Source organism: Roseovarius tolerans, from assembly GCF_900109855.1.
Classification (GTDB): domain Bacteria; phylum Pseudomonadota; class Alphaproteobacteria; order Rhodobacterales; family Rhodobacteraceae; genus Roseovarius; species Roseovarius tolerans.
In genome coordinates this window covers 129,676-138,755 of sequence record NZ_FOBO01000011.1, presented here as the reverse complement: position 1 = coordinate 138,755, position 9,080 = coordinate 129,676, and the positions used below count along the sequence as shown (strand labels likewise).

At 62.8% G+C, this 9,080-nt stretch carries 11 protein-coding genes and 2 pseudogenes; 10 read left to right on the top strand and 3 right to left on the bottom strand.

What is annotated here, in order from left to right:
• Positions 1-18: 18 nt before the first annotated feature.
• Positions 19-288: pseudogene (locus tag BMX04_RS12275) on the bottom strand (transposase); the annotation flags it as partial.
• A 307-nt stretch (positions 289-595) separates the two neighbouring features.
• Between BMX04_RS12275 and BMX04_RS12270 the strand changes: the two are divergent.
• The 9 genes and pseudogenes from BMX04_RS12270 to BMX04_RS12235 all read left to right on the top strand — a co-directional run bounded on the left by BMX04_RS12270 (position 596) and on the right by BMX04_RS12235 (position 7,139).
• On the top strand, positions 596-793 hold the full coding sequence (locus tag BMX04_RS12270) for a hypothetical protein (protein WP_074786902.1): 198 nt from the start codon (positions 596-598) through the stop codon (positions 791-793).
• A 48-nt stretch (positions 794-841) separates the two neighbouring features.
• Positions 842-1,078 (top strand): annotated as a pseudogene (locus BMX04_RS19860) (choice-of-anchor K domain-containing protein); the annotation flags it as partial.
• An 84-nt stretch (positions 1,079-1,162) separates the two neighbouring features.
• Complete coding sequence (locus BMX04_RS19855) at positions 1,163-1,345, top strand: VPLPA-CTERM sorting domain-containing protein (protein WP_420876405.1); 183 nt, start codon at positions 1,163-1,165, stop codon at positions 1,343-1,345.
• 126 nt (positions 1,346-1,471) lie between these two features.
• Positions 1,472-2,605 (top strand): carboxylate-amine ligase, encoded by a 1,134-nt coding sequence (locus BMX04_RS12260; protein ID WP_074786898.1) that lies wholly within the window; start codon positions 1,472-1,474, stop codon positions 2,603-2,605.
• 117 nt (positions 2,606-2,722) lie between these two features.
• Entirely contained in the window at positions 2,723-3,274 is a 552-nt protein-coding gene (locus BMX04_RS12255) for a L,D-transpeptidase (protein WP_074786896.1), read from the top strand.
• Positions 3,275-3,425: 151 nt separating this feature from the next.
• Complete coding sequence (locus BMX04_RS12250) at positions 3,426-4,568, top strand: acyl-CoA dehydrogenase family protein (protein WP_074786894.1); 1,143 nt, start codon at positions 3,426-3,428, stop codon at positions 4,566-4,568.
• Entirely contained in the window at positions 4,565-5,617 is a 1,053-nt protein-coding gene (locus BMX04_RS12245; RefSeq protein ID WP_074786892.1) for an enoyl-CoA hydratase/isomerase family protein, read from the top strand. Before BMX04_RS12250 ends, BMX04_RS12245 begins: the two co-directional genes overlap by 4 nt.
• The gene (gene mmsB, locus BMX04_RS12240) at positions 5,614-6,486 is read left to right on the top strand and encodes a 3-hydroxyisobutyrate dehydrogenase (RefSeq protein WP_074786890.1); all 873 of its coding nucleotides are present in this window, start codon (positions 5,614-5,616) and stop codon (positions 6,484-6,486) included. Before BMX04_RS12245 ends, mmsB begins: the two co-directional genes overlap by 4 nt.
• Positions 6,486-7,139, top strand: coding sequence for a Crp/Fnr family transcriptional regulator (locus BMX04_RS12235; RefSeq protein WP_074786888.1), 654 nt, complete (start codon positions 6,486-6,488; stop codon positions 7,137-7,139). Before mmsB ends, BMX04_RS12235 begins: the two co-directional genes overlap by 1 nt.
• A 62-nt stretch (positions 7,140-7,201) precedes the next feature.
• Here the strand turns inward: BMX04_RS12235 and BMX04_RS12230 are convergent, their stop codons facing one another.
• Together BMX04_RS12230 and BMX04_RS12225 are read right to left on the bottom strand one after the other, a co-directional pair.
• Positions 7,202-7,762 carry a fasciclin domain-containing protein gene (locus BMX04_RS12230; protein ID WP_074786886.1) on the bottom strand — a complete coding sequence of 187 codons (561 nt, stop codon included), beginning with the start codon at positions 7,760-7,762 and terminating at the stop codon, positions 7,202-7,204.
• 229 nt (positions 7,763-7,991) lie between these two features.
• The gene (locus BMX04_RS12225; RefSeq protein ID WP_074786884.1) at positions 7,992-8,600 is read right to left on the bottom strand and encodes a TetR/AcrR family transcriptional regulator; all 609 of its coding nucleotides are present in this window, start codon (positions 8,598-8,600) and stop codon (positions 7,992-7,994) included.
• A gap of 107 nt (positions 8,601-8,707) precedes the next feature.
• On the opposite strand from BMX04_RS12225, the gene BMX04_RS12220 reads away from it, so the two are divergent.
• A complete protein-coding gene (locus tag BMX04_RS12220) occupies positions 8,708-9,004 on the top strand; it encodes a hypothetical protein (RefSeq protein WP_074786882.1) in 297 nt (98 codons plus the stop codon).
• The last annotated feature ends 76 nt before the right edge of the window (positions 9,005-9,080 follow it).

The following is a 9,080-nucleotide window of genomic DNA, read 5'->3' as shown; positions in this document are numbered from 1 at the left end:
GGGAAGGGCTTAAAAGTTTCCCCGTGCAGCCTCGGCCAGGATCATCTTATCCAGCGTCAGATCTGAAACCGCACGCCTGAGCCGGGTATTCTCGGTCTCCAACTGCTTCAAACGTTTGAGCTGATCCCGGCTCATGCCACCATATTCTTTGCGCCATCGATAATAGGTCTGCTGCGTCACGCCAATCTGGCGCACGGCATCGGCAATCGAGCTGCCTTGCCCCTGCAACACTTCAACCTGCCGCAGCTTCAGCACGATCTCTTCGGGTTTGTCTCTCTTTCCAGCCATCTCTGCTCCTCCTGAAATGGGATAATACTATCCCAGTTGGTGGACCACTTCAGTGGGGGCACTCCAGGGGCGCCTCAAATAGCAAACTCAATCATTAGCTGCCGAGTTTATTTCCAAAGCGTATTTAATGAACGAAAAGTCAACGGAATTAGGTCTGAAAATGAAACAACTGGGTGCTGCTCCAGTTTTCTTTGCAGTTCAGATTTCAATTGTTGGAAATGCGGCAAATTTGTGGCACTAATTTTGGTCATACGTCTCAGGATGGCGGTAGTGATTGAAATTAAGTTATCTCAAAGGGGATAAAGTTATGAGCATCAAGAAGTGGCTGATCGCGGCCTCACTGGCAGCAAGCATGGCGACCGGGGCATCAGCAGCGACGCTGAGCGGAAGCAGTAGTGGAGAGTTTGACTCCGAGAACGCTGGGACAGAATTTTGCCTTCTCTGCTTTGGTGGTTTTATCGGTGGCGCGGACGGCGCGGACATCGACACTTCAACGCTCACTTGACCCGGTGACACTTTTCCCCACAACAGTTCCAGCGTCGCCCGCAGCACGCTTACAATCAACGACACAGATATTGACGTTGATCCTGTTCCACTCGGTGCCGATGACTACCTTGTCGGCAGCTTGACGTGGAAGAACGCGGCTTCTCCAGCCAGAATCACGCCGAATATATTCAACGCAGATGCTACGATCGATCTTCTGTTCACATCGCCGAGTGTTCAGAACGGTACTCAGTCCGTGACGTTCACCATTAAGAACACCATTAACGACGCTGGCGACTTTATATTTGCGGTGGCTAACGGTGGCTTCAACTTTGGGTTTGGCCTGCCGCTGGACCTTGGCGGCGGTCTGACGCTGAATAGCTTCTCCGCCATGCTTCTCAGCGGAAGTGATGGTAACTATGCAGATGGCTTGTGGACGAATCCGGAACATGGGCACTCCGAACTCGGCATTTACGCCAACATCTCGGCAGTTCCTCTGCCTGCGGCTGGCTGGCTGATGATCGCTGGGATTGGCGGCCTTGCCGCGCTCCGTCGCCGCCGCAAGGCCGCGTGACAGCGCAATACGACAGAACATCGTGACAAGGGGCGGCCTCGGTGCCGCCCCTTTTTCTTGCCTACCCCCGAAAAACCGTGCTGAACTGACAGCCACGGCACCGACCACGGCGGGAGAGCGACGCGCATGGCCTATATCAGCCCCGATTTCACCATCGGCGTGGAAGAGGAATATCTTCTCGTCGATCTCGACAGTCTTGCCCTGGCCAACGCGCCCGAGGCGCTGATGACGGCGTGCGAGCAGGACCTGCAGGATCAGGTCAGCCCCGAATTCCTCAATTGCCAGATCGAGATCGGCACCCGCGTCTGTCGCACGATCGGCGAGGCGCGCGAGGATCTCAAGCGCCTGCGCAGCACCGTGGCGCGCCACGCGAAGGAACATAACCTCGCGCCCATCGCCGCCTCGTGCCACCCGTTTTCCGATTGGCGCAGCCAGACCCATACCGACAAGAAACGCTATAACGAGTTGCAGCACGATCTGGCGGGCGTGGTGCGGCGGATGCTGATCTGCGGCATGCATGTGCATGTCGGGATCGAGCCGCCCGACCGGCGCATCGACCTGATGAATCAACTGAGCTATTTCCTGCCGCATCTGCTGGCGCTGAGTTGCTCCTCGCCGTTCTGGCAGGGGCAGGATACCGGGCTGAGTTGTTATCGGCTGACGGTGTTCGACAACCTGCCCCGCACCGGCCCGCCGCCCCGGATGGAGAGTTATAGCGAGTTCGACCGCTCGGTGCAGGCGCTGGTCGAACTGGGCGCAATCGAGGATGCCAGCAAGATCTGGTGGGATCTGCGCCCCTCGTCGCGCTTTCCGACGCTGGAGTCGCGGATCTGCGACGTGCAGCCCCGACTGGAGGACGCGCTGACGCTGGCAGCATTGACGCAATCGCTGGCGCGGATGCTGTGGCGGTTGGCGATCCACAATCAGCGCTGGCGGATCTATGACGGCTTTCTGGTCTCGGAGAACCGTTGGCGGGCGCAACGCTATGGCACCACCGAGGGGCTGATCGACTTCGGGAGGGGCGAGATTGTCGACATGGCCGCTCTGGTCGAGGAAATCATCGAATTGATTCAGGAAGATGCGCAATTCTTCGACGCGGTGGCCGAGGTCGAACATGCCCGCGATATGCTTGACCGTGGCACAAGTTCCGAGCGGCAGCGCGCGGTCTTTGCCGCCGCCCGCGCCACCGGAGAGACCGAGGCCGAGGCGCTGCAATCGGTGGTGCGGCACCTGATCGAGGAATACCACGTCGACCTATAGGCCCGGCACCGATGACAATTCTGTGAGCACTCGGACCAAATGCGCTACGCCCCCTACGCATCCGGGGCCGTCTTTCTTATGTACGGGTGATAATCCCGACCAAGAGGACCGAGCACGATGACCCCGAACTTCACCCGCCGCACCGCCATCGCCACCGGTATTGCCGCGCTGGCCATGCCCGGCCTGCTGCGCGCCGAGACCGTGAACCGCCGCAACGCCTCGGCCTTTGTCAAACGCGACTGGCGCGATCATTTCGACAGTCTGGGCGAGGGCTGCCTGATGGCCGATATCGACAGCCGCGCCGTGCATTACTGGGGCCCGGATGGCGAGACCTATGCGCTCTACCCCTCGTCGGTGCCGATGACCGAAGAACTGACCCGGCGCGGCTATACCGAGATCGTACGCAAGCGTGTCGGCCCCGACTGGACGCCGACCCAATCCATGCGCGAGCGTGATCCGACGCTGCCCGCCTACATGCCGCCCGGCCCGGACAATCCGCTGGGCACCCATGCGATGTATCTGAGCTGGCCCGCCTATCTGGTGCATGGAACGCATGACACCCGCAAGATCGGGCGGCAGTCCTCCTCGGGCTGTATCGGGCTTTATAACCGGCATATCGAAGAGCTGTTCGGCATGGCGCAGGTCGGCACGCAGGTGCTGTTGCTCTGACCGCACCGCCCTTGCAAAGCATCAGCGCCCCGGGTTACCCCTCGGGGCGTTTTCTTTTGTCGCATCCCGGCCGGAGGGCGTTGCGCCTTGCAAAAGTTCTGCAATAGTTGCTAATTAAACAAGCGTTCATTTCAGCGAACAGGAGCCCGTGATGGACTTTGCCCTCAGCGAGGAACAGACCGCCATTTTCGACATGGCGCATGCCTTTGGACAGGACCGCATCGCGCCGCATGCCCGTGTGTGGGAGCGCGAGGGCACCATTCCCAAGGAGTTGTGGCCGGAGATCGCCGCGCTCGGGTTCGGCGGGCTATACGTGAGCGAGGAGGCGGGCGGCTCTGGCCTCACGCGGCTGGATGCGACGCTGGTCTTCGAGGCGCTGTCGATGGCCTGCCCGTCGGTCGCGGCGTTCCTGTCGATCCACAACATGTGCGCCAAGATGATCGACAAGTTCGGCAGCGACGAGATCAAGGCGCGGGTGCTGCCGAAGGCGATGACGATGGAGACGGTGCTGTCCTATTGTCTGACCGAACCCGGCTCTGGCTCGGATGCCGCCGCGCTCAAGACCCGCGCCGAGCGCACCAACGAGGGCTACACCCTCAACGGCACCAAGGCGTTCATCTCGGGCGGCGGATATTCGGACGCTTACGTGGTGATGGTGCGCACCGGCGACGACGGCCCCAAGGGCATCTCGACGGTCTATGTCGAGAACGGCACAACGGGCCTCAGCTATGGCGGGCTAGAGGATAAAATGGGCTGGCGCAGCCAACCGACGCGGCAGGTGCAGTTTGACAATTGCAACATTTCTGCCGCTGATCTGGTGGGAGAAGAAGGCAAAGGTTTCACATATGCGATGAACGGGCTGGATGGCGGGCGCTTGAACATTGCGGCCTGTTCCCTGGGTGCGGCACAGCAGGCGCTCAACATGACGCTGCACTACATGTCTGAGCGCAAGGCCTTTGGCAAACCGATTGACCAGTTCCAGGGTCTGCAATTCCGCCTTGCCGACATGGAGATCGAATTGCAGGCCGCGCGCACATTCCTGCGGCAGGCGGCGTGGAAGCTGGACCATGATGCGCCCGACGCCCCCAAGTTCTGCGCCATGGCCAAGACGTTCGTGACCGAGGCGGGCAGTCGCATCGTCAACCAATGCCTGCAGCTGCATGGTGGTTATGGCTACCTGGCTGATTACGGGATCGAAAAGCTGGTGCGCGACCTGCGGGTGCATGAAATCCTCGAAGGCACCAACGAGATCATGCGCCTGATCGTGGCGCGGCAGATGCTGGCGGACAAATGAGCGGCGATATCCATATTCGCAAGGACGGCCGCGCCGGACGGATCACCCTGACCCGACCCAAGGCCTTGAATGCGTTGAGTTACGACATGGCGATGGCCATCGAGACGGCGCTGGACGACTGGCGCGACGACCCTGAGGTGGCGCTGGTGCTGATCGACGCCGAGGGCGACAAGGCCTTTTGCGCGGGCGGCGACATTCAGCAGCTTTACGACAGCGGCCGTGCCGGGGATTTCGCCTATGGGCAGCGGTTCTGGGCCGATGAATACCGGCTGAACGCCAAGATCGCCGAATATCCCAAACCCTATGTCGCGCTGATGCAGGGCTTTGTCATGGGCGGTGGCGTGGGCATTTCGTGCCACGGGTCGCACCGCGTCACCTGCGAGAGCACGCAAGTGGCGATGCCCGAATGCGGCATTGGGCTGGTGCCGGATGTGGGCGGCTCGCTCTTGCTGGCGCGGGCACCGGGGCGGATGGGGGAATATCTGGGGACCACCGGCACGCGCATGGGACCGGATGACGCGATATATTGCGGCTTTGCAGATGTTTACGTGCCGCAGCTGAAGTGGAAAGACTTGATGGCGGCGCTGGTCGAGACGGGCGATCCGGCGGTGATCGACGCCGCCGCCGAGACGCCCCCGACCGGCAGTCTGCGCAGTATCGAGCCACAGGTCGCCGCACATTTCGGCGGCGAACGTCTGGGCGATATCGTCAATTCCCTGCGCACCGAGGACAGCGACTTCACCGCCAAGGCGCTCAAGGCGCTGTCGCGCGGCTCGCCGCTGTCGATGGCCTGCGCGGTCGAGATGATCCACCGGCTGCGCGGGTCCGGCGCGGATATCCGCCGCGCGCTTGGCCTTGAATATCGTTTCGCCTATCGTGCGATGGACAAGGGCGATTTCCTGGAGGGCATTCGCGCCGCGATCATCGACAAGGACCGTGATCCGCACTGGCAACACGCGCTGGACAGGCTGCCGGGCACGGCGGTCTCATCCATGCTGATGCCCCTCGGGGCGGACGCACTGACATTCGAAAGGGAGGCAACGACATGAAGATCGGGTTCATCGGGCTGGGCAATATGGGCGGGCCCATGGCGGCCAATCTGGTCAAGGCCGGGCATGAGGTGACGGGCTTTGACATGGCCGACGTCAAGATCGAGGGCATCAAAATGGCGGGCAGTGCCGCTGCCGCCGCCGAGGGTGCGCGGGTGGTGATCACCATGCTGCCCAACGGCGATATCCTGCGCCGCGTGGCGGACGAGGTAATCCCGGCGATGGAGACGGGCGCAGTGCTGCTCGACTGCTCGACCGTCGATGTCGAGAGCGCGCGCGACGTCGCCGCGCAGGCGCAGGCAGCAGGGCTTTCGGCCCTCGATGCGCCGGTGTCGGGCGGGGTCGGCGGCGCGGCAGGCGGCACGCTGACCTTCATGGTGGGCGGTGACGAGGCTGGGTTCAATATCGCTCGTGAACTCTTTGACATAATGGGACAAAAGGCGGTTCACTGTGGCCCGTCCGGCAACGGCCAGGCGGCCAAGATCTGCAACAACATGATCCTCGGGGCGACCATGATTGCCACCTGCGAGGCCTTTGCGCTGGCGGACAAGCTGGGGCTGGAGCGACAGGCGATGTTCGACGTCGTCTCGACCTCCTCGGGCTATAGCTGGTCGATGAACGCCTATTGCCCGGCCCCCGGCATCGGCCCGAAATCACCTGCCGATAATGGCTATCAGCCGGGCTTTGCCGCTGATCTGATGCTCAAGGATCTGCGGCTGTCACAGCAGGCCGCCGAGACGGTCGATGCCGACACGCCGATGGGCCGCGCGGCCTGTGATCTCTATGCGGAATTCGTCGAGAAGGAAGACGGCAAGGGGCGTGATTTCTCGGCCATGCTGCCGCGATTCGAGAAACGCGGACGCGGCTGATGGGATGGGTCGCGCGCGCCCCCGGCCTGCCCGTGCTGGAGCAGGAGGCGGTGGCGCTGCTCGACCGGCTGACCCCGATGCGCGTGCCCGCAGGACAAGTGCTGTTTCACCCCGGCGAGACGGTCAAGGGCTTCGTGATCGTGCTTGAAGGCCGGGTCGAAGTGTTCCTGACCGGCGCGTCGGGGCGCGAGTTGCTGCTCTACGCGGTGGAGCCGGGGCAAAGCTGCGTACAGTCCACCCTCGGGCTGATGGGCGGCGAGGACTATTCCGGCGAGGCGGTCGCGCGCAGCGAGAGCGAACTGGTGCTGGTGCCGCGCGACACCTTCCTGCATCTGATGGATATGTCGGACGTATTTCGAAAATTCGTGTTCGCGGCCTTTGCGCAGCGCCTGCAATCCATGATGCACCTGCTGGATCGCGTCGCCTTTCAACGGATCGAGACGCGGCTGGCGCAATGCCTGCTGGAACGTGCCGAGGATGGCACGCTGAAGGCGACCCATGCCGAGATCGCGGTGATGATCGGCACGGCGCGCGAGGTGGTCTCGCGCCGTCTCGATGCGCTGGCGCGGCGCGGGATCGTCGCGCTGGATCGCGGCGTGGTGCGTATTCTCGACGCCGGGACCCTGGGCGAGTTGGCCAGCCTCGACGCGTGAAAACGGGGCGGCGCTGTGCGCCACCCCGTTCGAGTCATGGGCCTTGTGGATTTGGCGCGCGATCAGGGACGCGGCGGCAGAATGACCCGGTCGACCACGTGGATCACGCCGTTTGACTGTTTCACATCGGCGATGGTCACGTTGATCACGCGCCCGCGCTCGTCCTCGAGCATGATCTTGTCACCCGAATAGGTCGCCTTGAGCTCGCACCCGCCGAGCGTCGGCACGACATGCATGCCGCCATCATCGTCGATCATGCCCTTGATCGCCATGGCCATCGCATCGGCGCCGACGACGTGGCAGGTGAGGATCTGGGTCAGCTGTTTCTTGGCTTCGGGCTCGAGCAGCGCCTCGACCGCGCCGTCCTTGAGCATGCCGAAGGCGGCATCGGTGGGCGCGAACACGGTGAACGGCCCCTTGCCCTGCAGCGTCTCGACGAGGCCCGCGGCCTTGACGGCGGCGACAAGGGTTTCGTGATCGGCGGAATTGACGGCATTCTCGATGATGTTCTTTTCGGGATACATCTCGGCGCCGCCGACCATCGGATTGTCCATCGCGGCAAGCGCCATGGTGGCGGTCAGGGCAAGCGCGCCGGTGGCTGCGAAAATTTTCTTGGGTGTCATGTCGTGTCTCCTCGGTTGGATAGCAATGCCCCCGGCAATATGGCCGAAGGTCATGGGGAGACACGACGCGGGGGGCGAAAGAGTTTCAGAGATTTTTTATGGGGGGCCTGGTCGGGTTTGGTTTGGAGTTGAACTTCAATTGAAGCACCTGCGCGGAACAAGGCCGAAGGCTGCTGCGCATCGCTTCAAGATCCGTTTGAGGCCAGCACCACAAAGGGCCCTGCCCCGTTCAAGCGCCCAACCCGGCCTCGCCCGCCACGGACCGGCGCACCATGTCCCAATAGACCGCCTCGACCTGTGCCAGCGACAACCGGCCCTTTTCGCGGAACCAGGTGTTCACCCCCGTCAGCATGGCGATCAGCGCCATGCTGGCGATCCGCGGCTCGGTGACCACCATCACGCGCGCCTCGGCGCCGGCGCGCAAGATCGCCTCGAGCCGCGTCTCATACTCGCGCCGCAAGCTCTCGATCAGCTCGAAATTCTCCGGGCTGAGATTGCGCAACTCCATGTAGGACACAAAGACCGCCTCGGCGCGGCTGGTGTTGAACCGGATGTGAAACCGGGTGAACGCCTCAAGCTGCGCCATCGCGCCGCCCGCCTGCGGGGCTTCGGCATCCCAGGCCGACAGCAGGTCCTCCATATGCGTGCGCATCAGCTCGAACAGCAGCGTCTGCTTGTCCGGCGTGTAATTATAGAGCGCACCGGCCTGCACCCCCACCTCGCCCGCGATCTGCCGCATCGAGACGGCGGCATAGCCATGGCGGGCAAAAAGCGAAAGCGCCGCCGCGCGGATGCGCGGGCCGGTGATGTCGGAATGCGAGCCTTGGGTGCGTGCCATGCCCACCGGTTTAACTGAACATCCGTTCAGATCAAAGCCCCGCTTGCCCTGCCCCGCCAAAGAATGGCAAGAAAGACATCAACCGCCTGCCAAAGGACCGCCCGCCCATGCGCCCTCGTCTCTCTGCCGCCCTGGCCGCCCTCGCGCTTGCGCTCTTTTCCGGGTGTACCGAATTGCCCGCCCTTCCGGACGAGATCAGCGATAACCGCGCCGATCTTTCCTATCTCGAACTGGTCCCGGCAGGCGAGATCACCGGCCAGGTGCCGCCGCCGCGCAGCGACGAGCGCACCGCCCCCGACCTGCAAAGCCGTGCCGACCGCTTGCGCGCCCGCGCAGCCCGTCTCGACACCCCGGTGATCGACGCCGAGACGCAAGCGCGGATGCAAACCGGCGTCACCCGCTAAAAACCCGCCCCCGACAGGTGCGCCCTGCGTTGCAAGGACCATCCGAACCCGTTACATCGCGGCTCAACCACTGGAC

Excerpts from the sequence above, each read along its gene's own strand:
- BMX04_RS12220 (WP_074786882.1), top strand. The coding sequence starts at position 8,708 with ATGCGCCCTCGTCTCTCTGCCGCCCTGGCCGCCCTCGCGCTTGCGCTC.
- BMX04_RS12245 (WP_074786892.1), top strand. The coding sequence starts at position 4,565 with ATGAGCGGCGATATCCATATTCGCAAGGACGGCCGCGCCGGACGGATC.
- BMX04_RS12255 (WP_074786896.1), top strand. The coding sequence starts at position 2,723 with ATGACCCCGAACTTCACCCGCCGCACCGCCATCGCCACCGGTATTGCC.
- BMX04_RS12225 (WP_074786884.1), bottom strand. The coding sequence starts at position 8,600 with ATGGCACGCACCCAAGGCTCGCATTCCGACATCACCGGCCCGCGCATC.
- BMX04_RS12270 (WP_074786902.1), top strand. The coding sequence starts at position 596 with ATGAGCATCAAGAAGTGGCTGATCGCGGCCTCACTGGCAGCAAGCATG.
- BMX04_RS12250 (WP_074786894.1), top strand. The coding sequence starts at position 3,426 with ATGGACTTTGCCCTCAGCGAGGAACAGACCGCCATTTTCGACATGGCG.
- BMX04_RS12260 (WP_074786898.1), top strand. The coding sequence starts at position 1,472 with ATGGCCTATATCAGCCCCGATTTCACCATCGGCGTGGAAGAGGAATAT.
- mmsB (WP_074786890.1), top strand. The coding sequence starts at position 5,614 with ATGAAGATCGGGTTCATCGGGCTGGGCAATATGGGCGGGCCCATGGCG.
- BMX04_RS12230 (WP_074786886.1), bottom strand. The coding sequence starts at position 7,762 with ATGACACCCAAGAAAATTTTCGCAGCCACCGGCGCGCTTGCCCTGACC.
- BMX04_RS12235 (WP_074786888.1), top strand. The coding sequence starts at position 6,486 with ATGGGATGGGTCGCGCGCGCCCCCGGCCTGCCCGTGCTGGAGCAGGAG.
- BMX04_RS19855 (WP_420876405.1), top strand. The coding sequence starts at position 1,163 with ATGCTTCTCAGCGGAAGTGATGGTAACTATGCAGATGGCTTGTGGACG.